This is a genomic window from Actinomyces sp. Z16, assembly GCF_003111765.1.
GTDB lineage: Bacteria > Actinomycetota > Actinomycetes > Actinomycetales > Actinomycetaceae > Actinomyces > Actinomyces glycerinitolerans.
Window position 1 is genome coordinate 2,296,182 of the sequence record NZ_CP027862.1, and the last position, 23,367, is coordinate 2,319,548.

A 23,367-nucleotide genomic window follows, 5' to 3' on the forward strand; every position below is an offset into this window, starting at 1 on the left:
CAGGCGGTTCAGGGCAGGCGTAGGACTTCCAGGGCCCGGGTCAGGTCCTCGGGGTAATCGCTGTGGAAGGTCATCCGTCTGCCGGTGAGCGGGTGGGCGATGGTCAGTTCGGTGGCGTGCAGCCACTGGCGTCTCAGGCCGGTCTGGGCGCTCAGGGTGGGGTCCGCCCCGTAGGTGGCGTCTCCCACGCAGGGGTGGCCGACGGCGGCCATGTGCACGCGGATCTGGTGGGTGCGGCCGGTCTCCAGGTGGACCTCCACCAGGCTGGCGCGGGGCATTAATTCGATCACGTCATAGTGGGTGATGGACTCGCGCCCGCCGTCGATGATGGCCATCTTCCACTCCCTGCCGGGGTGACGGCCGATGGGGGCGTCGATCGTGCCGGAGGAGGGGTCCAGGTGGCCTTGGACGACGGCGTGGTAGACCTTGTCGACGGTGTGCTCACGGAAGGCGCGCTTGAGCACCGAGTAGGCCCGTTCCCCCTTGGCGACGATCATGACGCCGGAGGTGCCCACATCCAGCCGCGAGACGATGCCCTGTCGCTCGGCGGCGCCGGAGGTGGCCACCGATATGTGCATGGCTCGCAGCGCGCCGAGCACATCGGGACCGTCCCAGCCGACCGACGGGTGCGCGGCCACGCCGGCGGGCTTGTCGACCACGACGATGTCGGCGTCCTCGTACAGGATTCCCATGCCCTCCACCGGGGTGGCAGCCGGGGCGGGCGGGCGCGGGTCGGGCAGGTCGGCCTCGATCGTGGTGTCGGCCTCCAGCCGCTGCGCCTTGTCCGCGGCCGCGCCGTCGATGCGGACCCGGCCGGCGGCGCAAAGGGCCTCAACCTTGGAGCGGGACAGCCCGGTCATGCGGGCCAGGGCCGCGTCCAGCCGCTGCCCCACGAGCCCGTCCGGAACGGGCAGCAGCCGCAGGCTCATGCGTCGGTCTCCGCATGCCGACCGCGCCCCTCGCCAGCACGGCTGCCGTCCAACTCGCGGCCGCGCACGGACAACACCATGATGATGACGGCGGCGCCGACGATGGCGATGTCGGCCACATTCCCCACGAACCAGCCGCCGTAGTCGATGAAGTCCACCACGTATCCGCGCAGCACGCCGGGGGCGCGCACCAGGCGATCGATGAGATTGCCCACCGCGCCGCCCAGCACCAGGCCGAGCGCGACCGCCCACCACATGGAGCCCAGTCGTCGGGAGATGCGAATCACCACCACGGTTACGATGATGGCGATCAGGGCGAAGATCCAGGTCTGACCGGTGGCGAAGGAGAAGGCGGCGCCGGGGTTGCGCAGCAGCGTCAGCGTCAGCCAGTCGCCCAGCACGCGCACGCGGTGCCCATCCGACAGGGCTGCTACCGCCCACACCTTCGTCAGCTGGTCCACGGCCACCACCGCGACCGCCAGCGTCCACAACGCCGCCAGGGGGCGGTGCGGACGCCGGACGGACGCCGTCTTGGTCGCCTCCGGCATGCCGGCGGAGGTCGGCGTGTCCGGCGTGCCGGCGGAGGTCGGCCGGATCGGCGTGACGGGTTCGGGAGTCTCGCTCATGGTCCTCCGTGGAGTTCAACGGGTGGATGCGGCTTGCCACCGCCCGGCAGAGACGAACCCGGTCGGGGCGGCGGCCCGGCTGGGCCCGCCGCCCCGACCGGCGGATGTCATGACGCGGTTGCGGCGTCGGCGCTGCCGTTACAGGCTGGGCGCGGCCGACGCGTTGCCGTCCTCGACGGTGGTCAGCAGGTTCTGCAGGTAGCTCTTCAGGCGCGTGCGGTAGTCGGACTCGAAGCGGCGCAGTTCGTCGATCTTGTGCTCCAGGCCGGAGCGCTCCTTCTCCAGCTGCGCCAGGGTGCGGTTGCGCTGGTCCTCGGCCTCGCGCACGACCTGCTCACCGGTGGCGCGGGCCTCGGCGATGATGCGCTCGCCCTCGGCCTTGCCGTTGGCGACGTGCTCGTCGTGCAGGCGCTGGGCCAGCTCGAGCATGCCGGAGGCGGCGGCCGGTTCCTGGGACTCGTCGGCGACCGGCACGACGGGAGCCGGCTCGACGACGGGCTCCACCACCGTGGTCTCCCGCGCGGCGACCGGCGCGGCCGGGGCGCCCTCACCCAGCTCGGCGATGCGGGCGTTCGCGGCCTCAAGCTTGGCCTTCAGGTCGGCGTTCTCGGCCTCAAGCTGACGCATGGACTCGACGACCTCATCAAGGAACTCGTCGACCTCGTCCTGCTCGTATCCCTCGCGGAACTTGGTTGCCTGGAACTTCTTATTGAGGACGTCGTCTGCGGTTAGCAGCGTCATAGTCGTCACCTCGGTGTCGTTACGGAAGATGCCACGAGCACCGGATGACCGGCGACTCATGCGGACAGATTACCTGAACTCCAGGTTCAGGCCACATTCGGAGGCGCATGTCACGCGCCCGGTGTCGCCCCTGCCTGCCCCCTTAGCCTTGCATTGGCGCGCTCCAGGCGCGCAACTCGGGCCTTCGCGGATGCCAACTCGTTCTCAAGACTCCGCATGGCCGCGATCACCTCATCAAGAAACTCGTCAACTGCCTCCTGCCCGTATCCTTCGCGGAACCGGGTGGTCGGAAGCTTCTTGTTGAGGACGTCGTCCGCGGTCAGCGGCATGATGATGATCTCCTCAGCGTCGTGGGGTGGACTGATTGGGCACCGGAGAACCGGCCCTCATGCTGTCGGGATGCTCAGCTCCTGATGCGAGTTAAATCGGAAGGGACCGGCCACACCCCGTGTTGCGTTAGCGCCATGGGGCGGACCACATGTCACGTTACCATCACATGCGGCGATGTATGTCGCCTTCGGGCTGAATTCCTGCCGCATCCTCGATCCAGCGACCGCGTTGAACGTCACACCAGCAGCAGGAGCAGGCGCCGGACGATGACGATTCCGAACCACAGGACTAGGAAACTCAGGTCTATGCCGACGCCGCCCAGGCGCACCAGCGGCACGAAGCGGCGGATCTGCCGCAGCGGCGGGTCGGTAAGCCCGTAGACGGCATTGGCCAGAACCAGCACGACGCCGGTGGGGCGCCAGCTACGAGCGAACAGCTGGATCCAATCCAACACCACACGGATCAGCAGGATCAGAATATAGAGGTTGAGCAGGCTCGAAATGATCGAGACGACAATTGCGGTCATGGGCTGCGCAGGTCGGCCCGATCAACTCTGGTTGAAGAAGCGACCGTGGGCGTCATCGGCGCCCTCGCCGTCGTCGATCTCGACCGAAGTCGGGGTCAGCAGGAACACGCGCGGGGTGACCCGCTCGATGGCGCCGTGCAGCCCGAAGACCAGCCCGGCGGAGAAGTCGACCATGCGGCGGGCGTCGGACTCGCTCATGTTGGTGAGGTTGACGATGACCGGTACGCCATCCCGGAAGGACTCGCCGATCACCCGGGCCTCGTTGTAGGTGGAGGGGTGCACGGTGACGATGCGACGCAGATCCGGGGTCGCCGCCGAGGCGGGCGTCTCCTCGAAGGGGGCCTCGTAGACGTTGCCGGCGTCGTGGTCCGTGTAGTCATCGGCCAGGCCCTGGGTGAAGTCCACGTGGGTGTCCTCGGGGGCGTCGGCGTAGTCCTCTTCGATCGGCTCGGAGTAGCCGAGGAAATTGGTCATCTTACGCAGTGCGCTCATGAGAGTTGCTCCTTGTCCGTCCGGTTCCCTGCGGTCCGGACGAGGCTGACGGTATCGGGCGCCGACGGACTGGCGGCTGATTCACTGCGGCGTGTCATCGGATATCGGCGCGTCCGTATCCATTCGGCGCCGTTACGCCGGTGCCGGCAGCACAATCCCGGCCTGACGACCGGTCACGCCGTCGCGCCGGTAGGAGTACAGCTCGGTTTGCTCGTAGGTGCAGCGGTGGACGTTGAGAATGTGGCGTACGCCGGCGCGTTCGAGTTGGGCAGTGATGCCGGCGGCCAGGTCGATGCCGGGCGTGCCCCAGCGCGTGGTGCTGGCGCAGGCGGGCTCACGGTCCGCGGCCTCGGCGTGCAGCGCGGCGCCCACCTCGTAGCAGGCGCCACAGATCGACGGTCCAATGGCAGCGCGGATGCCGGCGGGCTCCGCGCCGACGGCGACCAGGGCCGCCACGGCCGCCGGGACGATTCCGGCCAGGAACCCGCGGCGGCCGGCGTGGACGGCGGCAACCGCGGCGCCGTCGGCGCTGGCCAGCAGCAGCGGTACGCAGTCGGCCACGAGCACGGCCGCGGCCGCCGCCGGGAGCGGACCGGAGCCGCCCGGGCCGGCGGGTGGGGTGCGGGTATCCAGGACCAGCGCATCGGCAGTGGGCACGGCGTCGGCCTGGGCGGAGGCGACGCGGGCCGAGTGCACCTGGTTCATCCAGGCGATGCCTGCACGGCCACCGGCACCGGGCGCGGCTTCCGCCGCGTCGGGAACAACGCCCAGCGCCCGAGCGAGGCGGCGGCGGTGAGCCTCAACCCGGACGGAGTCGTCACCGACGTGGAGGGCGAGGTTGAAGCCCGCATACGGGCCGCCCTCCCCCGCCGGTGCGGGCGCGCGGGTGGTGAAGTAGCCGCGGGCGCCGTCGCCCATGTCGACGGCGATCAGCGCATCCGCTACTGCCCCTTCCGCCACGGTTCAGCGCAGGAAGTCGGGCAGGTCGATGTCGTCCTTCTCGGCGTCCACGCCGATGACCCGAGGCACGGTCAGCTCCGGCTCCGCCTCGGGCTGGGAGTCGTCGACGTAGGTCGGCACCTCCGCCGTAGTGGGGGCGGGGACGGCCGGAACGGGGCGGGTGATCGGGTTCTCGGCCGCGTGAGCGCCGCGCGCCGGGGTGGCGGGGCTAGGGGCGGGGCGGGCCGTAGCGGCCGCGCGCGACAGAGGGGCCGCCGCGTCGGCAGCGGAGTCCGCGGGGCCCTCCTCGTCGAAGCCGGCGGCGATGACGGTGACGCGCACCTCGTCACCAAGGGCGCCGTCGACCACGTTGCCGAAGATGATGTTGGCCTCGGGGTGGACCGCCTCGCGCACCAGGTTGGCCGCCTCGGAGATCTCGAACAGTCCCAGATCGCTGCCGCCCTGGAAGAAGAGCAGAACGCCGTGGGCGCCGTCGATGGAGGACTCGAGCAGCGGGGAGGCGATGGCCTGCTCGGTGGCGGTCAGGGCACGATCCTCGCCGGTGGCGGAGCCGATACCCATCAGGGCGCTGCCGGCGTCCTGCATGACGGACTTGACGTCGTTGAAGTCAACGTTGATCAGGCCGGGCGTGGTGATGAGTTCGGTAATGCCCTGGACACCCTGTAGCAGCACCTGGTCGGCCTGCTTGAAGGCGTCGACGACACTGATGTTGCGGTCGGCGATCTGCAGCAGCCGGTCGTTGGGGATGACGATGAGGGTGTCCACCTCGGCGCGCAGGTTGGTGACGCCGTCCTCGGCCTGCATGGCGCGCCGCCTCCCCTCGAAGGCGAAGGGCCGAGTGACCACGCCGATGGTCAGCGCGCCCAGGGAGCGGGCGATCTTGGCGACGATCGGGGCGGCACCGGTGCCGGTGCCGCCACCCTCGCCGGCGGTGACGAAGACCATGTCGGCGCCCTCGAGGGCCTCCTGGATGTCGTCCTCGTGGTCCTCGGCGGCCTTGCGGCCGATGGTCGGGTCGGCGCCGGCGCCGAGGCCGCGGGTGAGGTTGCGGCCGACGTCGAGCTTGGTGTCGGCGTCGGACATGAGCAGCGCCTGCGCGTCGGTATTGACGGCGATGAACTCGACGCCGCGCAAGCCGGCCTCGATCATGCGGTTGACGGCATTGACGCCGCCGCCGCCGACGCCCACCACCTTGATGACTGCTTGATAGTGCTGCGATTCCGCCACTGTCTGCCTCCGCGTTTGGTGCCGAGTCCAAGGACTCCCCTCAACCTTCAACCTGAAGTCGAGGTCTATACTTATGTCATTCTTCCGATGACGTGCCCAACGCTATGGGCCCCTGGCCCGCCGCAGGCGTATTTGAGTTCGGCGTGTCAGGAGGTGGTGGGACTGTGCGGACTGGACACGTCGTAGGTCTGCGCCTCCTGGTCGAGCAGCACCGCCAGCACCCGTGCCTTGAGCTCGTTGTCGGTGGACTGCCCCCAAACCACGGTGGCGCCGCCGGTCAACGTCAAGGTCACCTGCCCGGTGTCCGAGACGGCGCCCTTGGCAACCTGTGCGCGTACGTCGGCGTCCAGGCTGCCGATCGCCTCGGTCACTGCCGAAACCTGTGCCTCGGACAGCTCCTGCCCCGGCTGGGTCTGGATCACGGCCAGGTCGTCCGGCGCCTGCTCGACGGTCTCAAGGACCACGGCCTCACCATCGAGCACCTGGTATCCGGCATCCGTGGGCCGGGCGGCGACGGGCACCCGCAGGGTCAGCCGCACCGCCAGGCCGTGCGGCCAGGAGCGGGTCACCGCCGCCGACTTCACCCGCACCAGGGAGTCGGCAACCTCATCGCCCAAGGCGCCGACATTCAGCCGCAGCAGGGACTGGCCGGCGTGGTCGGCGAGCGCCTGCTGCACCGCGGCGGCATCGACAGTGTCGTCGGCTCCCGTCACGGTGATGTCGGTGGTGCGCAGGGCCAGCAGCGGTGAGAACAGCGCCCCCCACCCCAGCAGGACCAAGGCCGCCACCAGGGCGACGGCACGCACCAGCCGACCGCGACGCAGCCGGCGGCGGGCGCGACGGCGCTCATCGAGCCGGTCGGTCAGCCCGGTGGACACGACCCGGTCGCGGTGCTCGCCCCGGACGGGAAGGGCGGGCCCGCCGTCATCGTGCACGCTCAATTCGGCCGCGGCCGAATCCGGCTCCGGTTCCGTTTCGGGGCCGCGCGGGCGCGGCGGGGTCGGCTTGCGCATCATGCCGAGGCGCTGCGCTCGGCGAGCGCCTCCAGGATGACGGGGCCCAGCCGAGTGACGTCACCCGCGCCGATGGTCAGGATCAGGTCGCCGGGTTGGGCGGCAGCCGCGGCCGCCCGGGCGGCGGCATACGGGTCGGCGATGTAGCGGGCGTCGCCCGGGGTGCGGTCGACGACGATCTGGCCGGTGACGTCGGGGAAGTCCGTCTGGGCCTCGCGGGCCGGGTAGATCGCGGTGACGATCACGCGGTCGGCGCCGGCCAGGGCCGCGCCGAAGCGGTCGGCGAAGTTGCGGGTGCGCGAGAACAGATGCGGCTGGAACAGGGCCACCACGCGCCCACCGCGGGCGTCGGCGACCTCACGTGCAGCCGCCAGCAGCGCCTCGATCTCGGTGGGATGGTGGGCGTAGTCATCGATGACGCGGACCCCGGCCGCCTCACCGCGATCCTCGAAGCGGCGCCCGGTGCCGCCGAATTCGCTCAGGGCACGAGCCATGGCCGTCGACTGCACGCCCAGCTCACAGCCGGCCTCCCACGCGGCGGCGGCGTCCAGGGCGACATGGTCGCCGGGAAGGGACAGTTCCAGCGACACCGGCTGCGAGCTCGGGCCGGAGCCCGCGGCGACGGCGTCGGCGTCCCAGCGGGTCAGGGATGCCTGCGTGCCGGTGGCGCTGCGGACGATCACCTCCACGCGCACGTGGGCCGCACCCGGCACCGGGCCGCCGGGGATGTCCGCGGGGGTGGTGGTGCCGTAGGTGGTCACGCGGGTGTCGGCGGCGGCGGCCGTGCGGGCCAGGTCCAGGGCGCCGGGGTCGTCGGCGCAGGCGATCAGCAGTCCGCCGGGGACCAGGCGCGCGGCGAAGTCGACGAAGGCGGCGGCGAAGGCCTCCGGGGTGCCGTAGTTGTCGAGGTGGTCGGGCTCAATGTTGGTGACGATCTCGACGGTGGGGGCGTAGTTGAGGAAGGAGCGGTCGGACTCGTCGGCCTCGGCGACGAAGGCGGGCCCGGCCCCGTAGTGGGCGCCGGTGTGCAGGGAGCGGACCACTCCCCCGATCGCGAAGGAGGGGTCCTGCCCGGCGGTCGACAGCGCCTGGGCGAGCATGCCGGAGGTGGTGGTCTTGCCGTGGGCACCGGCGACGGCCACGAAATCGCGACCGCGGGCCGCCAGGGCGAGGGCCTGGGAGCGGTGGATGACCTCCTGGCCGCGTTCGCGGGCGGCGCGCAGCTCCGGGTTGGTCTCCTTGATGGCGGTGGACACCACCACGGTGGCGGCCTCCGGCACGTTGGCGGCGGCGTGGCCCAGGTGCACCTTCAGGCCCTGTTGACGCAGTTGCTCGTAGGCGTCGCCGCCGTGGGCGTCCGAGCCGGTCACGGCGGCGCCCCGCGCCGCCAGGATCTGAGCCACCACGCTCATGCCGGCGCCGCCCACGCCGATCAGGTGGAAGGCGTGACCGGCCAGATCCGTGGGCGCCTTGTCTGTGTGCGCCTGGTCCGCTCCGGCGGCGGGGTTGGACAGCTGTGGATTGGTCACTGGCCTGGCTCCTGGTTCTCGTCGGCCTGCGCCGTGCCGGGCACGCGGCCGGCGGCGGCGCGGATCAGCGCGGCCAGACGGGCGGCGCCGTCGCGCACCCCGGTGGAGGCGGCGGCAGCCGCGGCCTGGGCGCGGCGGGTCGGGTCGGTGAGCAGGCCGGTGAAGGCCAGCACGTCGTCACCGCTCAGGTCGGCGTCGTTAACCAGCGTCCCGCCGCCCGCGGCCACGCAGTCGGCGGCGTTCAGGCGCTGCTCCCCGTTGCCGATGGGCAGGGGAACGTAGAGGGCGGGCAGCCCCAGGGCGGTGAGCTCGGCGACGGTGCCGGCGCCGGAGCGGCAGATGACGCCGTCGGCGCACGCATAGGCCTGCTCCATGGTGGTGAGGTAGTCCAGCACGTGGTAGCGCTCCAACAGCCCGGGGGCGCCCGCCGCGGCCCGCTCCAGGGCGGCGCGCACCGGGGCGTCCTTCCCGCGGCCGGTCAGGTGCAGCACCTGCAGGTTCTCCGGCAGGCGGGCGGCGCAGTCGCACAGGACCTCGTTGAGGTGCTGGGCGCCCAGCGATCCGCCGGTGACCAGCAGGGTCGGGGCGGCCGGGTCCAGGCCGAGGGCGGCGGCACCCTCGCGGCGGACGGCGTCGGCATCGTCATTGAGACGGGCGGCCAGGGCGCCGATGGCGGGGCGCAGCGGCAGGCCAGTGACCTCGGTGCGGCCGTGCGTGGCGGCCAGCGGGGTGGAGGCGAAGGTGAGGGCGACGGCGGCGGCCCAGCGGGCCCCGAGCCGGTTGGCCAGGCCGGGGCGGGCGTTCTGCTCGTGGATGACCACAGGCACGCCGGCGCTGCGGGCCGCCAGGTAGGCGGGGGTGGAGACGAATCCGCCGAAGCCGACCACGACGTCGGCACCAACCTGTGCGATGGCCTGGCCGGCGGCGTCGACGGCGCGGTGCAGGCGCCGTGGCAGCAGCAGCAGGTCGCCGGTGGGACGCCGCGGCATGGGCACGCGCGGCACATGGGCCAGGGGGTAGCCGGCCTCGGGGACGAGCCGTTCCTCCAGCCCCTCCTTGGTCCCCAGCACCAGGATGTCGGTGTCCGGGTCGCCGCCGCTGGTGTCGTCGCGCAGGGCGGCGGCCGTCGCCAGCAGGGGGTTGACGTGACCGGCGGTGCCGCCGCCGGCCAGCAGCACACGCAGCGGCCGGCCGGTGGGGCCGTCCGCGGCGGGTTCGGGGGTGGGAGTGTCAGACACGTTTCCTCCTGCGCGGGGCGATGACGGCCAGGGTACGGCGTACGGCGCCGCTGCGGGAGCGCAGCGCCTCGGGCGCGCCGGGCTCGTTGCGGGCGAAGGCGAGCAGCACCCCGACGGCGAACAGCACGGACACGAGCGCGGAGCCGCCCGCGCTGATCAGCGGCAGCGGTACGCCCAGCACGGGCAGCAGGCCGACCACCACGGACATGTTGATCAGGGCCTGGCCGACGATCCAGGTCATGATGCCACCGACGACCACGGCCGCGTACAGGGAGTCGGAGCGACGGATGATGCGCAGGCAGCACCAGCCGACCACGGCGAACAGGAGTATCACCAGCAGGGTTCCCACCAGTCCGAACTCCTCCCCGAGGACGGCGAAGATGTAGTCGGAGTCCGCCTGAGTCAGGTAGCCCCACTTCTGCCGGGAGGAGCCGGGACCCACCCCCCACCAGCCTCCGGTACCCAGGGCGTAGCGCCCGTGCAGGGGCTGGTAGCCGACGTCGAGGGGGTCGTAGCGCTCCGGATGCAGCCAGGCGAGGATGCGGGCGCGGCGGTTGGCGGACAGCATGGAGGCGCCCGCGAAGCCGACCATGCCCACCAGCCCCAGGGCGGCGAACCAGCGCCAGCCGAGTCCCCCCAGCCACAGGGCGCCGGCAACTAGGGCCGTCAGCACGATCACGGTGCCCAGGTCGCCACCGGCCATGACCAGGCCAATGCCGATGCCGGCGGGCAGCAGGATCCAGCCGCCAAAGCGCGCGAACTTGGGCCAGCTGTTCACGCCCCCCAGGAAGGCGTCCCGCCGGGCGGAGACCGTGGCGCCCAGGTACAGGCACAGCCCCAGCTTGATGAACTCCGAGGGCTGGGCGGTGCCCAGGCCGGCGGGCAGGGCGATCCAGTTCCGGTTCCCGTACACGTCGATGCCGATGCCGGGCACGAACACCAGCAGTTGCAGCGCGAAGGCTAGCAGCAGCGCGGGCCAGGCCAGGCGCTTGAGTGCCCGCAGCGGCAGCCGGGAGAGCACCACCATGCCCACCAGGCCGACGGCGGCGAACGCCAGGTATTTGGTGAAGGCGGTGAAGGCGTTGCCGCCCTCGGCGGCGGTGGTGACCGACTGCACCGAGAAGACCATGATGAGTCCGAACGCGAGCAGAGCCAGCGTGGCGATGAGCAGGGCGTAGTAGCTCAGGGTGCTGCCCTCGCCCTTGACCGGGCCGTCCTTGCCCCGCAGGCGGCGCCGGCGATCGGACCCGCGGCGGCGGGGGGTGGGCTTGTCGGCGGCCATGTCAGTGCCGAACCTCGCCGTCGGCGGCCCGGGCGGCGGCCTGGGCGAACAGGTCACCGCGCTGGGCGTAGGAGTCGAACTGGTCCCAGGAGGCGCAGGCGGGCGCAAGCATGACGGTGTCGCCCGGGCGGGCCAGGGCGGCGGCCGCGGCCACCGCGGCGTCGGTGACGTCCTGGGGGTTCCCGTCCGGGATCGTGGTCACGGGCAGGCCCGGAGCCTGGCGGGCCAACGCCCCCGCCACGGCGCGCTGGTCCCGGCCGATCACGACGGCGCCGCGCAGGTGCGGACGGACCGCGCGCACGAGCTCGTCGAAGCTGGCGCCCTTGGTGTCACCACCGACGATCCACACGCCGGTGCCGGGCGGCAGGGCGGTCAGGGCGGCCTGGGCGGAGTGGGGGTTGGTGGCCTTGGAGTCGTCGATCCAGGTAACGCCACCGGCCTCGGCGACGGTGACGATGCGGTGAGCGCCCGGCTGGTAGGCGCGCAGGCCGCGGGCGATTGCGGTCGGGTCGGCGGCGACGGCGTCGGTGGCCAGGGCCAGGGCGGCGGCGGCCAGGGCGTCGGCGACGACGTGGGCGGGCAGGCGGGTGGCGTCGCCGCCGGGGGCCAGGTGGGCCAGGTCGTCCAGGGTGGCGAGCTGGGCCCCGCTGCGGCGCCGGTCGGGGTGGTAGGCGCGGTCTATGAGCAGGTCCTCCACGCAGCCGATCTGCCCGAGGGCGGGGATGGCGGTGGTGAAGCCGATGGCGCGGCAGCCCTCGGCCACATCGGCGTCCTCCACCATGGTCAGGGTGGCGGCGTCGGCGGTGTTGTAGACGGCGGCCCGGCGGGTGCGGGCGTAGACGCGGGCCTTGTCTGCCCGGTAGGCGTCCAGGGAGCCGTGCCAGTCCAGGTGGTCGGGGGCGAGGTTGAGGCAGGCCGCGGCCAGCGGCCTGAGGGTGTGGGTGGAGTGCAGCTGGAAGCTCGACAGTTCCACGGCCAGGGCGTCCGCCCTCCCGGCGGCGACGGTGGTGATGACGGGGTCGCCGATATTGCCTACCGCGGACGCGTTCAAGCCGGCGGCCGTAAGGATCTGCGCGAGCATGCCGACGGTGGTGGTCTTGCCGTCGGTGCCGGTGACGGCCAGCCAGGGCACGTCGGGGCGGGCGGAGGCGCGCTGGAGGCGCCAGGCCAGCTCAATCTCGCTCCAGGTCTCGATGTGGGCGGCGCGGGCGGCGGCCAGGACGGGACCGGTGGCGGGCACACCCGGTGAGACCACCAGCAGGCGCAGGTCGGAGTCGGCGACGGCGGCGGCGATGTGCGCGTCGTCGCCTGCGGTGGCGCCGGCCAGGCCGACGGCCGTGTCGGCACCGAGCGCATCCGGCAGGGCGTCGATGGCGCCGGGGCGGGAGTCGAATACGGACACGCGGGCGCCCAGGCCGGTCAGTACGTCGACGACGGCGAGTCCGGTGCGGCCGAGCCCGACCACGCCCACGCGCGCCCCGGCGAGTGCCGCGACCCCGGTGCTGCTGGAGATGTCTGCTTGCATGACCTCTGCTTCACGTTTCGGCTACTTGGGCCGCGGGCTGGCCGCGGCGGCGGGCGCACGGCAGGTTTTCAGGACACCAGGTATTCGGCGTAGAACAGGCCCAGGCCGAGTACCACGAACACGCCGGTGACGATCCAGAAGCGGATCACCACGTTGACCTCGGTCCAGCCGCCCAGCTCGAAGTGGTGGTGCAGCGGGGCCATGCGGAACACGCGTTTGCCCGTGGACTTGAAGGAGACCACCTGGACGATGTCGCTGACGACCTCGGCCACGAACAGTCCGCCGATGAGCACCGCCAGGAACTCCGTGCGGGTGAGAATGGACAGCCCGGCCACGGCGCCGCCCAGCGCGAGGGAACCGGTGTCGCCCATGAAGATCTTCGCCGGCGAGGCGTTCCACCACAGGAAGCCGAAGCAGGCGCCCATGAGTCCGGCGGCGATCATGGCCATGTCACGCGGGTCCCGGGTCTGGTAGCACAGGGTGGCGACCACGTCGCCGTGCCCGTAGGTGCAGGACTGGTTGGTCTGCCACACGCCAATGAGGGTGTAGGCGGCGAACACCATGGCGGAGGAACCGGCGGCCAGGCCGTCCAGCCCGTCGGTGAGGTTGACGGCGTTGGACCAGGCGGTGATCAGGAAGTTAGACCAGATGGTGAACAGGATGATGCCGCCGACGGCGCCGGCGAAGGCGAGATCCAGATTCGAGTCGCGGGCGAAGGATATGCGCGTGGAGGCGGGGGTGAGCCCGTTGCGGTTGGCGAAGTTCAGGGCGGCTACCGAGAAGGTGATGCCGATGAAGGCCTGGCCGAGAATCTTCTGCCAGGGGCTCAGGCCCAGGGAGCGCTGCTTGGAGATCTTGGCGAAGTCGTCCAGGAAACCGATCAGTCCCAGCCCCACGATCAGGAACAGCAGCAGCACACCGCTCGCGCGCGGCGTGCGCAGTTCACTGAGGTTGGCCGCCGCGTAGCCGAGCACGGTGGCGATGATGATGACCAGTCCCCCCATGGTGGGGGTGCCGCGCTTGGTGAAGTGGCCCTGTGGGCCGTCCTGCCGGATGAACTGCCCGTACTCGCGCTTGTGCAGGAAGCGGATGAGCACGGGGGTGCCGAACAGGGTGATCAGCAGGCCGACCGCCGCGGACACGAGGATTGCTGTCATTGGGCGTGCATCTCCTTGAGACTGTCTCGGAGGTGGTCGGCCAGGCGCCACGCGCCCGACCCGTTGGATCCCTTTACCAGGACGGCGTCGCCGTCGCGCAGCGGGCCGTCGGGGGCATCCAGGGCCGCCTGGGCGGCATCGGCGTCGGGCATTTCCAGCACCGTTACGCCTGCGGCTCGGGCGGATACCGCGGCCGGCGCGGCGCCGGCGCCGACGGTGATCAGCAGGCCGACACCGGCCTGAGCGGCCAGCTGTCCGGTGCGGACGTGGTCGGCCACGGACGCGGCCCCCAGCTCCAGCATCTCTGAGATGATGGCGACTCGCCGGCGGCCGCCGGCCAACGTGGCCAGGGAGTCGAAGGCGGCCGTCATGGAATCGATGTTGGCGTTGTACGCGTCGTCGATCAGCAGCACGTCCCGCCCCAGGTGGTTCACGTCCATGCGGTGGGGACTCTCCAGGCGGGCGGCGCCGAGGTCGGCGGCGACTGCGGCCGGGTCGGCGCCGGCGGCCACGGCCAGGCCGGCGGCGGCCAGGGCGTTGGCCACGTTGTGGGCGCCGGGGACGGCCAGGCGGACGCGGCGGGGGGCGATCCCCGGCAGGTGCAGCTCGAAGCCGGCGTGGGCATCCGCGTCCAATTCAACCGCGGTGGCGCGGATATCCGCCTCGGGGGCGCCGGCGGCGGAGAAGGTGAGCACCGCGGGGGCGAGCTCGGCCATGGCGGCGGCGCGGGCGTCGTCGTGGTTGAGCACGGCGGTGCCGGTGGGCAAAAGCCCGCGCACGATCTCCGCCTTGGCGCGGGCCACGCCGTCGATCGAGCCGAAGCCCTCCATGTGGGCGTGACCGACCATGAGCACGGCGGCGGCGTCCAGCGGCGCGATGTCGGTCAGGTAGGTGATGTGACCGGGGCCGGAGGCGCCCATCTCCAACACCAGGTAGCGGGTGTCGGCGTCGGCCTCCAGGACGGTGAGCGGCAGGCCGATCTCATTGTTGAAGGAGGCGATCGGGGCGACGGTGGGGCCCTGGGCGGCGAGCAGCTGCCGGGTCAGGTCCTTGGTGGTGGTCTTGCCGACCGAGCCGGTGACGGCCACGACGGTCAGCGCCTGGCCGCGCTGCACGGCCCGGTGGCGCAGGTCGGCCAGGTGCCCGCGGGCCAGTGCCCCGAGCGCGGTCACCGTGTCCGGAACCGCGATCAGCGGCAGGCGGGCACCGGCGTCGGCCAGGGCGGCACGGGCGGCGTCCACGTCGCTGACGAGCGCGGCGGCGGCCCCGGCGACGGCTGCGGTGCCGACGTGGGCGTGCCCGTCGGTGCGCTCACCGGCAAGGGCGACGAACAGGGTGCCGGGCGCGGCCCGGCGGGAGTCCGTCACCACCGCGGACACGGTCGCCCCCGGTGCGGGAACGGCCTCGGCGTCCACCAGGGTGCCGCCGGTGAGGGCGACAACCTCGGTCAGGGGGCGGTCAATCATGCGGGCTCTCCCCACTTGTCCAGGACCGCCTCGCGCATGACGGGCGCGTCGTTGTAGCGGATGAACTCGTCGGCGATCTCCAGGAAGGGCTCATGCCCCTTGCCGGTGACGATGACGGTGTCCTGGGGGCCGCACAGCTCGACTCCGCGGCGCACGGCGTCACCCCGCCAGGTGGTGATCTCCTCCACGTCGTGCAGGTCGGGACGAACCTTGCGCACGCCGGCGAGGATCGCGTCGCGGATGGACTGCGGGTCCTCGCTGCGGGGGTTCTCGTCGGTGACCACCAACACGTCGGCGAGCCGGGCGCAGACCTCCCCGAGCATGGGCCGCTTGCCGCGGTCGCGGTCGCCGTCGGAGCCGAAGACCACGATCAGGCGGCCGGGGGTGATCTGGCGGACGGCCCGGAGGGTCAGCTCCATGGCGTCGGGGGTGTGGGCGAAGTCGACGATGCAGGTGCCGCGCACGCCGTCGCGCTGGCTGATGCGCTGCATACGGCCGGGGATGTTGTGGGCGGTGGCCAGCGCGGCCACGGCGGTCTCGGCCGGGACTCCGGCGCGGATCGCCATCACCAGGGCAAGCGCGGCGTTTTGGACGTTGACGAGCCCGGGCAGGGGGCAGGCGGCGGCGATGGTCTGCCCGTCGGGGCCGTGAAGGGTGAAGGTGGTGGCGGAGTCGGTCATGGAAACCGCCGCGTCGCTGACCCACCAGTCGGCGCCGGCGGCATCCTGACCGCCGGGGACGGGGTAGGCGCGTACCCGATCGACGGGGACCTGTCCGGCGGCGACGCGGTCGGCCAACTGCGCGCCCCACTCGTCGTCGACGCAGATGACGGCGCGGCGGGCGTGCTCGGGGGTGAACAGCTGCGCCTTGGCGTCCAGGTACTCCGGCATGGTCTTGTGGAAGTCCAAGTGGTCGCGCTGAAGGTTGGTGAACCCGGCAACGTCCACCACCATCCCGTCCAGGCGGTGTAGCACGATCGCGTGGCTGGAGGCCTCTAGGCTGGCGGCGCCCACACCCTCCTCCACAGCCAGGGCGAGCATGCGCTGCAGTACCGGCGCCTCCACGGTGGTGCGCGGGGACTCGACAGCAATGTCTCCCACGCGCAGTTGGACGGTCCCGGCAATCACGCAGGCGCCCCGGTGGGCGGTAAGCATGGCGTCGAGGAAGTAGGAGGTAGTGGTTTTGCCGTTGGTGCCGGTAACGGCGGTGGTCAGCAGCTGCTCGGCCGGGTGGTGGTAGACGGCGGCGGCGAGCGGACCGACGACGGCGCGCGGATCGGGATGGGTTAGCACGGGAATGCCGGGGCAGTTGGCGTGCACCATGGCCGCGCCGTCCGGGTCGGTCAGCACGGCGACGGCGCCGGCGGCCACGGCCTCGGGGGCGTAGACGGCACCGTGCGTCTTGAATCCGGGCAGGGCGGTAAACAGTTCCCCGGCGGACACGTCGCCGGAGTCGACGCTGACACCGCTCACCTCCAGCGCCTCCACCGAGTCGGTGCCGCCGTCTTCACGCCGGGCGGGGGTCAGCGCGAAGTCCCGGGCGAGGTCGCTCAGGAGCGTGGACGCGCACCGGTGTGGGCGCAGCCGTGCGGCCGACTCGTAGGCGTGGTTGCTCATAGGTCCCCAATCTATCGTGACAGGACGGTTACAGCCGCCAGGCGCGGGGCGGCAGCTGCCAGGACGAGGGTACTCATCCTTCGTCGCCTGTGCTTTCGGACTGTGCGGCCTCGACCGCCGCATCCGCCTCGGCGGCGGCTTCGGCTGCGATAATGCTGGGGTCCGGGGCAATCCCCAGGGAGTGCATGGCGGCCAGGGCAACCTTGCGGAACACGGGGGCGGACACGGTGCCGCCGTAGGTGTCGCGGGGACGATAAACGATGACGGCGACGGCGATGGCCGGGTCGCGGGCGGGGGTGAAGCCGACGAAGGAGGCCACCGTGCCGTCCTCGGCGAGGATCTCGGTGGTGCCCGTCTTGCCGGCCACCAGATAGCCGTCAATGGAGGCGGCCTCGGCGGTGCCGCCCTCCTGGGTGACACCGATCAGCATCTCGGTGAGGGCCTCGGCGGTGGCCTCGCTGATTACCCGCTCCCCCGCGGGAGTCTCCTGGGGGGTTTCGTTACCGTCGGCGTCGATCCAGGCGTCCACCACGCGCGGCGGCACCCGTACCCCCTTGTTGGCGACGGTGGCGAGCACCTGGGCGGCCTGTAGGGCGGTGCCGGCGATGCCCTGGCCGAACATGGTGGTGTAGCGGGTGCGGTCGTCCCAGTCCGCGGCGGCGGCGACCATGCCGGCGGACTCGGCGGGCATCTCAATGCCGGTCAGCGTGCCAAAGCCGAAACGCTTGAGGTACTCGTAGCGCACGGCGTCGTCGAGCTGCTCACCGATCTGGACGGTGCCGACGTTCGAGGACTCGGCCAGCACTCCGGCGGAGGTGAGTGTCTGGGTCTCGTGGTAGTGGGAATCGTGGAAGGCCTGCCCGTTGGCGGCGGTCCAGCTGTAGGGAACGGTCCAGGTGTCTTCCGGGCTCATGGTGCCCTCCTCGAGGGCGGCCGCGAAGGTGATCACCTTGCCGACGCTGCCGGGCTCGAAGATGGCCTGGACCGAGCGGGCGTTGCGGGATGCCTCCGGGGTTTCCGACGGCTTGGCGGGATTGACGGCGTCGGAGTCGGCGAGCACCAGCAGCTTCCCGGTGGAAGGTTCCATCACCACCACGCAGCCCCAGTCGGCGCCCTGAGCGTCGACCACCTCGTCGATGGCCTCTTGGGCAACGGCCTGCAGGTCGGGATTGATGGTCATGCGCACGCTGTCGCCCGCGGTCGCGGGCACCTCTTTCTGCTCGCCGGTGGGGATGATGGCACCGGACTTGCCGACCTCCACCCGGCCCAGGCCGTCGACGCCGGTCAAGGCGTCGTTCTGTGTCAGTTCCAGGCCGGCGGAGCCGATGAGCGTGCGGCCGGTTCCCTCGTAGGTGTAGCCCAGGATGTTTCCGGCTACCGAGCCGGCCGGGTAGGTGCGTCGGGTGCGCTGGTCCGGTTCCACACCGGGGATCGACAGCGCGTTGATGCGCCGCCAGGTGTCCGGGGCGACGGCCTCGGCGACGACGACGTAGGTGGACTCCCCCACCATCTGGGCACCGAGCTCCTGGGCATCCACGCCCAGGATCTCGGCCATCTGCTCGGCAGCTGCGGCGGCGCCGTGGCCGACGACGACGCTGCGAATCTCCCCGGTGGCGGGGTCGGCGCGTTCTTCGCTGCGCTCGTACTGGGCAATCTTGAGCTGATTAACGCCGATGTCGTATGAGACGGCAGAGGAGGCCAGCACCGTGCCGTCGCGGCCGAGGATGTCACCCCGTGGTGCCCGGTTGACCCAGGCGACGGTGCGTTCGGCCTTTGCCGTGGTGGCGAGCTCGGGACCATCCACCACCTGCAGCCAGGCGGTCCTGCCTGTCAGTGCGCCGAATCCCGCCAGCCCCATGAGTTGCAGGACGCGGCGTCGGCTCGGGTTGACCGGGTTCACTGGGCGTCGTCCGCCTCGGCGGCGGTGCCGCCCGCCAGGGTGGAGTCCGCCAGGTCGACGACGCCGGGGGCGGCGGCCGGAACCATGCCCAGCTCCGCGGCTCGAGCGGCCAGCCTGTCGGCGGCGGAGGCCTCTTGCACGTCGGCCCGCACGGTCTCGATGTGGTCGTTGAGCACGTTCAACTCCACCTGCGCCGTCTTCATCTTGTAGGCCGTGTCCGCCATGCGCGCGTTCAGCAGCATGCTGGAGACCAGCGCACAGGCGAGTATGCCGATGACCAGGACCAGGAAGGGCAGGGTGCGCCGGGAGGGGACAACGCCGCGCACCACGCGCAGTTCCGGCCGCGCGGAGCTCTCGCCCACCGGGCGCGAGGCGGGGCGGCGCGCGGCCCGAGCGGTCGCGCCGTCGGTGAGCGCACGCCAGGACGGATTGGCCGCGGCGCTGCGTTGAGCGTTGACAGTGGTCATCGGCGGTTCCTTCCTCGAGTCTTTGCGGCGGTAGTGGAGTCGGCGGGGTAAGGGGCGGGGGCCTCGGCGACGGGCCGGATGCGGGTGGCGGCCCGCAGGCGCACCGAGGCGCTGCGCGAATTGGCGTCCCGCTCGGCGGCATCCGCTTGCTCGGCGCCGCGAGTGACCAGCTCCAGGTAGGGTTCCAGTCCCTCCGGGACGACGGGCAGGTCGACGGGCGCGCCAGGGGAGGCGCCGGCGGCCAGGGCCTGTTTGACGATGCGGTCCTCCAGGCTCTGGTAGGACTCGACGACGATGCGCCCGCCCACCCGCAGCGAGTTGAGGGCTCGCGGCAGGGCGCGCTGCAGCAGCTCAAGTTCACCGTTGACGGCGATGCGCAGCGCCTGAAAGGTGCGTTTGGCGGGGTTCCCGCCCCGGCGGCGCGCGGCGGCGGGAGTGGCCTCACGTACCAGCTCGGTCAGCTCGGCCGTGGTGGTGACGGGCCGGCCGGCGCGGCGGCGGCGCACGATGGCGGCCGCGATGCGCGGGGCGAAGCGTTCCTCGCCGTAGGTGCGCAGGATGCGGGTCAACTCGCGCTCGTCGGCGCCGTCGAGCAGCTCCTGAGCGGTGCGTCCACCGGTCTGGTCCATGCGCATGTCCAGTGGGGCGGGCTGGGCGTAGGAGAAGCCGCGGTCGGCGTCGTCGAGCTGGAGGGAGGAGACCCCCAGGTCCATGAGGATGGCGTCGATGGTGCGGTCGGGACGGCGGGAGGCGTCGCGGGCAACGGCGTCGACGGCGTCGTAGGTGGCCTGCACGGCGCGGAAGCGGTCCCCGAAGCGGGCCAGGCGGGCGCCGGCCAGGGCGATGGCCTGGGGATCGCGGTCGATGCCGACCACGGTGAGGTTGGTGAAGCGCTCGAGGGCGGCCTCGGTGTGTCCGCCCATGCCGAGCGTGCAATCGATCATGACGGGTGCGGCGACTTCCAGGGCCGGGGCGAGCAGGTCCAGACAGCGCTCCAGGAGGACGGGCGTGTGGCGGCCGGCGGCGTCGGCGGGGGCCGGCTGCGCGACAGCCGGCGTTTGCGCGGCGGGGGCGTCGCTCACGGGTGTCCTCCTCTCCTGGTTCGGATTGCCACGACGTCGGCATTGCGACGTGCGGGGTACTCGGGTGCTGTTGGGCGTGGGGCCGCCGGTGGCGCCGCTCTGCCAGGACTCCTCCCGCGGGTTCCGGCGCCGGGGAAGAGGCGTCGGACGCTGCGGCGGGCGGAGACCTCACGGAACGGAACCGTTGCCGGTGGACTTCCGGGGGTTTGGGGCGGCTGGGGCCCATGCCTGACGGCGTTATGCAGTTGTACGGCCGAGGTGTTCGGGGCGGGTCAGAAGAACCCGGGGATGATCTCCTCGGCGGTGTCGGCGAAGACCTGCTCCTGTGCGGCCAGGTAGGTCTCCCAGGCCTTCGCGTCCCAGATCTCCACGCGTGCGCCGGCGCCGATGACCGCAAGATCGCGGCCCAGCCCGGCGTAGGCGCGCAGCGGCGCGGGGATGGTGATGCGCCCCTGCTTGTCGGGGATCTGCGAGTCGGCGCCGGAGAGCATGACGCGGACGTAATCGCGCGCCTGTTTCTGCGCCAGGGGGGCCTCGCGCAGTTGGGCGTACATGCGCTCGAACTCGGCGGAGGTGAAGGCGTAGATGCAGTGCTCCTGGCCGCGGGTGAGGATCACACCGCCGGCGAGCTCCTCACGGAACTTCGCCGGAAGGATGAGCCGGCCCTTCTCATCGAGGCGGGGAGCGTGGGTACCCAAGAACATGCGGACCTCACTCCTCTCCCCTCGACGATCCAACGTGCCCCACATTACTCCACTTCGCTCCCCTTTCTTCCACTCTGAGGTCGCAAACTGGGGTCATGATCGCGTCGAGGCGGCCAACGGGACGGAGTTTTCCCCGGAATCACGGGCTCATACTGAGGTGGTTGAAAGTGGAGGGAAAGGGGCGCGCGGGACGGCATGGGCGTGGCGAGGTCGACCGACGTCGGGCCGCGGACGGCAGCGCGAGCAGGGACGGCGGGGATGGCGACACCGGGGAGGCCACCCGTCGGCCGAGATCGGATAACGGGACCAGGCCGGGGAAAACGGAGGTGCCGGCGGTGGCGGTGCCGGTGTGTGGCGGACGCCCGGCACCCCCGCCCGGAACCACCCGTGGAGGAAAGTGGAGGGACGTCCGACGGACGCCCCGCACCCGCCCGGGCGGGTTGCGTTTCAGCCAATGGAGACCTTAGGTAGTGGCGCTGCTCACGACTTCGCGGTGAACTGACACAGTGTCAGCGTCGACATCCGAGGAGCCAGCCATGCTCACCGCCAACAGCCCCACTACCTCGACCACCAACCAAACCACCGCACCGGACACCGCCTACCCCCACCTCCTGTCGCCCCTGACGATCGCCGGTCATGTCCTGCGCAACCGCGTCCTCATGCCGCCCATGGGCACCGAGATGTGCACCGAGGACGGACTGTCCACCCCGCGCGAGGCCGCCTATTACGGGGCGCGCGCCGTGGGCGGCACCGCCGTCGTCATGACCGGCATCAACTTCGTCCAGTCCGAGCTTGAGCCCATCCACAAGGGCCTGGCCCGGGTCGATTCCGACGACTGCATCCCGGGCCTGCGCGGTATCGCCGAGGCCGTCCACGCCGGCGGGGGCCTCGCCGCACTGCAACTCACCCCTGGCCTGGGCCGCAACAACCAGTACTACGACGAGCTCGGGATGGAGCCGGTCTCGTCCTCGGACAACACCTATTTCTTCGACCCGTCCCGCCGCTGCCGCCCCCTGACGACCGAGGAGATCCGCCTCATCGTCCAGCGCGTGGGTGAGGCGGCACGCCGCGGCGCCGAAGCCGGCTTCGACGCCATCGACCTGCACGGGCACACCGGCTATCTCGTCGACCAGTTCATGAGCGCGCTGTGGAACCGCCGCACGGACGAGTACGGCGGCTCGCCAGAGAACCGCGCCCGCTTCGCCGTGGAGTGCCTGCGCGCCATCAAGGACAACGCCCCCGACTGCATCGTCTCCTTCCGCATCTCGGTCAACCACCGATTCGAGGGCGGGCGCACCTGGGAGGAGACCCAGGCGCTCGTCCAAGCCCTCGAGGCCGGCGGGCTCGACATGATCCTGTGCGACGACGGCTCCTACGAGGCCATGGACTACGTCTTTCCGCCGTACTACCTCGGCGACGCCCCGATGTGGGAGGCCGCCGCCAGGGTCAAGGAGGTCGTCTCCATTCCCGTGGCCGCCTGCGGCTCCCTCACCCCCGAGATCGGCGAGCGGCTCATCGCCGAGGGCAGCGCCGACCTCGTTGCCCTGGGGCGCCCGCTCATCGCCGACCCCGACCTCGTCGTCAAGCTCGAGCAGGGCCGCCGGGCCGACGTCCGCCCCTGCATCCGCTGCAACCAGATGTGCACCGGCAATGCCTTCTTCGGGCTGCCGGTGGCCTGCGCCGTGAACCCCGAGGCGGGTTTCGAGCTTGAGCGCGTGATCGAGCCCGGCAGCGTCACCGAGCCCAAGCGCGTCGTCGTCGTGGGCGCCGGCCCGGCGGGGCTCGAGTTCGCGCGCGTCGCCGGGCTGCGTGGGCACCGCGTCGAGATCTACGAGAAGGGCGACCGGATCGGCGGTGTCCTCCTGCCGGCGGCGACCCCCGACTTCAAGCGGGAGCTGTTCCGCATGATCGGCTGGTGGGAGCGCCAGCTCGAGCAGATCCCGACGGTGAGTATCCACCTGGGCCACGAAGTCACGGTCGAGGATGAGGTCCTCACCGGCGCCGACGTCCTCGTCCTCGCCAACGGCTCGCACCCCTTCGTACCCGAATCGGTCGCCGTCGCCCCCGGGGCGCGCCCCGTCGACGTCCTCGCCTTCCACCGCGGGGCGCCCCTGGGCCAGCGCGTCGTCGTGTGCGGTGGTGGCCTATCGGGCGCCGACGCGGCCCTCGAGATCGCCCAAAAGGGCCACGCGGTCGTCATCCTCGAGATGGTCGAGGAGATCGCCGGGGACATGCTGATGCTCAACCGGATCTCGCTGCTGCGCGAGCTCGAGGCGCACGGGGTCGAGATCCGCACCCGCACCCTCGTCAAGGAGATCACCCCCGAGGGCGTGCGCGTCACCGGCACCGAGGGCGCCGAGGAGCTCGTCGAGGCCGACACCGTCATCACGGCCTTCGGGCTCAAGCCCGCCACGGGCGCGGGCGATGCTCTCGCCGCGGCCGTCCCCGGCGCCGAGGTCATCCGGGTCGGCGACTGCGTCAAACCGCGCAAGGTCGGCGATGCCATCAACGACGCCTACGTCGCCGCGCTCGCCCTCTGAGACGCGAGCGACGGCGG

The 23,367-nt window shown here is 71.7% G+C and carries 21 protein-coding genes; 1 reads left to right on the plus strand and 20 read right to left on the minus strand.

The genetic code is table 11. From position 1 onward, the window contains the following. Positions 1 to 8 precede the first annotated feature (8 nt). The 20 genes from C3B71_RS09525 to mraZ all read right to left on the minus strand — a co-directional run bounded on the left by C3B71_RS09525 (position 9) and on the right by mraZ (position 20,810). On the minus strand, positions 9 to 929 hold the full coding sequence (locus C3B71_RS09525; RefSeq protein ID WP_108967672.1) for an RluA family pseudouridine synthase: 921 nt from the start codon (positions 927 to 929) through the stop codon (positions 9 to 11). Next, the gene (lspA, locus tag C3B71_RS09530) at positions 926 to 1,555 is read right to left on the minus strand and encodes a signal peptidase II (RefSeq protein ID WP_108967676.1); all 630 of its coding nucleotides are present in this window, start codon (positions 1,553 to 1,555) and stop codon (positions 926 to 928) included. Before lspA ends, C3B71_RS09525 begins: the two co-directional genes overlap by 4 nt. Before the next feature lie 138 nt (positions 1,556 to 1,693). Further along, entirely contained in the window at positions 1,694 to 2,296 is a 603-nt protein-coding gene (locus C3B71_RS09535; protein WP_073333078.1) for a DivIVA domain-containing protein, read from the minus strand. 110 nt (positions 2,297 to 2,406) lie between these two features. Next, complete coding sequence (locus C3B71_RS09540; RefSeq protein WP_073333075.1) at positions 2,407 to 2,625, minus strand: DivIVA domain-containing protein; 219 nt, start codon at positions 2,623 to 2,625, stop codon at positions 2,407 to 2,409. A 236-nt stretch (positions 2,626 to 2,861) separates the two neighbouring features. Beyond that, positions 2,862 to 3,152, minus strand: coding sequence for a YggT family protein (locus C3B71_RS09545; protein WP_073333074.1), 291 nt, complete (start codon positions 3,150 to 3,152; stop codon positions 2,862 to 2,864). A 21-nt stretch (positions 3,153 to 3,173) separates the two neighbouring features. Then, the gene (locus C3B71_RS09550; protein WP_108967678.1) at positions 3,174 to 3,644 is read right to left on the minus strand and encodes a cell division protein SepF; all 471 of its coding nucleotides are present in this window, start codon (positions 3,642 to 3,644) and stop codon (positions 3,174 to 3,176) included. A gap of 132 nt (positions 3,645 to 3,776) precedes the next feature. Next, a complete protein-coding gene (locus C3B71_RS09555) occupies positions 3,777 to 4,562 on the minus strand; it encodes a polyphenol oxidase family protein (RefSeq protein WP_108969777.1) in 786 nt (261 codons plus the stop codon). Between the two features lie 45 nt (positions 4,563 to 4,607). After that, complete coding sequence (ftsZ, locus tag C3B71_RS09560; protein ID WP_073333070.1) at positions 4,608 to 5,831, minus strand: cell division protein FtsZ; 1,224 nt, start codon at positions 5,829 to 5,831, stop codon at positions 4,608 to 4,610. A 146-nt stretch (positions 5,832 to 5,977) separates the two neighbouring features. After that, positions 5,978 to 6,847, minus strand: a complete 870-nt coding sequence (locus tag C3B71_RS09565; protein WP_108967680.1) for a cell division protein FtsQ/DivIB — start codon at positions 6,845 to 6,847, stop codon at positions 5,978 to 5,980. Then, positions 6,844 to 8,373 (minus strand): UDP-N-acetylmuramate--L-alanine ligase, encoded by a 1,530-nt coding sequence (gene murC / locus C3B71_RS09570; protein ID WP_396027127.1) that lies wholly within the window; start codon positions 8,371 to 8,373, stop codon positions 6,844 to 6,846. The genes C3B71_RS09565 and murC overlap by 4 nt, the downstream gene beginning before the upstream one ends. Then, positions 8,370 to 9,611 carry a UDP-N-acetylglucosamine--N-acetylmuramyl-(pentapeptide) pyrophosphoryl-undecaprenol N-acetylglucosamine transferase gene (locus C3B71_RS09575; RefSeq protein ID WP_073333068.1) on the minus strand — a complete coding sequence of 414 codons (1,242 nt, stop codon included), beginning with the start codon at positions 9,609 to 9,611 and terminating at the stop codon, positions 8,370 to 8,372. Before C3B71_RS09575 ends, murC begins: the two co-directional genes overlap by 4 nt. Then, entirely contained in the window at positions 9,604 to 10,893 is a 1,290-nt protein-coding gene (locus C3B71_RS09580; RefSeq protein WP_073333066.1) for a peptidoglycan glycosyltransferase FtsW, read from the minus strand. Before C3B71_RS09580 ends, C3B71_RS09575 begins: the two co-directional genes overlap by 8 nt. 1 nt (position 10,894) lies before the next feature. After that, the gene (gene murD / locus C3B71_RS09585) at positions 10,895 to 12,418 is read right to left on the minus strand and encodes a UDP-N-acetylmuramoyl-L-alanine--D-glutamate ligase (RefSeq protein ID WP_108967683.1); all 1,524 of its coding nucleotides are present in this window, start codon (positions 12,416 to 12,418) and stop codon (positions 10,895 to 10,897) included. A gap of 68 nt (positions 12,419 to 12,486) precedes the next feature. After that, positions 12,487 to 13,575 carry a phospho-N-acetylmuramoyl-pentapeptide-transferase gene (gene mraY / locus C3B71_RS09590; protein ID WP_073333064.1) on the minus strand — a complete coding sequence of 363 codons (1,089 nt, stop codon included), beginning with the start codon at positions 13,573 to 13,575 and terminating at the stop codon, positions 12,487 to 12,489. Beyond that, positions 13,572 to 15,041, minus strand: coding sequence for a UDP-N-acetylmuramoyl-tripeptide--D-alanyl-D-alanine ligase (locus tag C3B71_RS09595; RefSeq protein ID WP_108967686.1), 1,470 nt, complete (start codon positions 15,039 to 15,041; stop codon positions 13,572 to 13,574). Before C3B71_RS09595 ends, mraY begins: the two co-directional genes overlap by 4 nt. Then, positions 15,038 to 16,657, minus strand: a complete 1,620-nt coding sequence (locus C3B71_RS09600; RefSeq protein ID WP_108967689.1) for a UDP-N-acetylmuramoyl-L-alanyl-D-glutamate--2,6-diaminopimelate ligase — start codon at positions 16,655 to 16,657, stop codon at positions 15,038 to 15,040. The genes C3B71_RS09595 and C3B71_RS09600 overlap by 4 nt, the downstream gene beginning before the upstream one ends. Positions 16,658 to 16,730: 73 nt before the next feature. Further along, a complete protein-coding gene (locus C3B71_RS09605) occupies positions 16,731 to 18,515 on the minus strand; it encodes a peptidoglycan D,D-transpeptidase FtsI family protein (RefSeq protein WP_108969781.1) in 1,785 nt (594 codons plus the stop codon). A gap of 38 nt (positions 18,516 to 18,553) precedes the next feature. Next, the gene (locus C3B71_RS09610) at positions 18,554 to 19,024 is read right to left on the minus strand and encodes a hypothetical protein (protein ID WP_108967693.1); all 471 of its coding nucleotides are present in this window, start codon (positions 19,022 to 19,024) and stop codon (positions 18,554 to 18,556) included. Continuing rightward, on the minus strand, positions 19,021 to 20,106 hold the full coding sequence (gene rsmH / locus C3B71_RS09615) for a 16S rRNA (cytosine(1402)-N(4))-methyltransferase RsmH (protein WP_108967696.1): 1,086 nt from the start codon (positions 20,104 to 20,106) through the stop codon (positions 19,021 to 19,023). Before rsmH ends, C3B71_RS09610 begins: the two co-directional genes overlap by 4 nt. 272 nt (positions 20,107 to 20,378) lie before the next feature. Beyond that, a complete protein-coding gene (gene mraZ / locus C3B71_RS09620; protein WP_073333053.1) occupies positions 20,379 to 20,810 on the minus strand; it encodes a division/cell wall cluster transcriptional repressor MraZ in 432 nt (143 codons plus the stop codon). Between the two features lie 536 nt (positions 20,811 to 21,346). Between mraZ and C3B71_RS09625 the strand changes: the two genes are divergently transcribed. After that, entirely contained in the window at positions 21,347 to 23,350 is a 2,004-nt protein-coding gene (locus C3B71_RS09625; RefSeq protein ID WP_108967699.1) for an oxidoreductase, read from the plus strand. Positions 23,351 to 23,367: the final 17 nt, after the last annotated feature.